Here is an 816-nt window from a genome sequence, read left to right as displayed (position 1 = left end):
CCCAAGTAGCACGGGGCCCGAGAAATCCCGTGTGAATCTGGCGGGACCACCCGCTAAGCCTAAATATTCCCTGGTGACCGATAGCGGATAGTACCGTGAGGGAATGGTGAAAAGTACCGCGGGAGCGGAGTGAAATAGTACCTGAAACCGTGTGCCTACAAGCCGTGGGAGCGTCGCATGCAAGCTTGCTTGCATGTCGTGACTGCGTGCCTTTTGAAGAATGAGCCTGCGAGTTTGCGGTGTGTTGCGAGGTTAACCCGTGTGGGGAAGCCGTAGCGAAAGCGAGTCCGAACAGGGCGATTCAGTAGCGCGCTCAAGACCCGAAGCGGAGTGATCTAGCCATGGGCAGGTTGAAGCGGAGGTAAGACTTCGTGGAGGACCGAACCCACCAGGGTTGAAAACCTGGGGGATGACCTGTGGTTAGGGGTGAAAGGCCAATCAAACTCCGTGATAGCTGGTTCTCCCCGAAATGCATTTAGGTGCAGCGTCGTGTGTTTCTTGCCGGAGGTAGAGCACTGGATAGGCGATGGGCCCTACCGGGTTACTGACCTTAGCCAAACTCCGAATGCCGGTAAGTGAGAGCGCGGCAGTGAGACTGTGGGGGATAAGCTCCATGGTCGAGAGGGAAACAGCCCAGAGCATCGACTAAGGCCCCTAAGCGTACGCTAAGTGGGAAAGGATGTGGAGTCGCAGAGACAACCAGGAGGTTGGCTTAGAAGCAGCCACCCTTGAAAGAGTGCGTAATAGCTCACTGGTCAAGTGATTCCGCGCCGACAATGTAGCGGGGCTCAAGCGTACCGCCGAAGTCGTGTCATT

The 816-nt window shown here is 56.4% G+C and carries 1 rRNA gene; it reads left to right on the top strand.

Annotated elements, in window-relative coordinates:
- A 23S ribosomal RNA gene (locus IEZ01_RS34455) occupies nucleotides 1-816 on the top strand; the annotation flags it as partial.

The sequence above is a fragment of the Streptomyces purpureus genome (assembly GCF_014648195.1).
In the GTDB taxonomy this organism is placed as follows: Bacteria; Actinomycetota; Actinomycetes; order Streptomycetales; family Streptomycetaceae; genus Streptomyces; species Streptomyces purpureus.
Note: the sequence above shows the minus strand (reverse complement) of the source record. Positions and strands in the feature narration are given on the sequence as shown.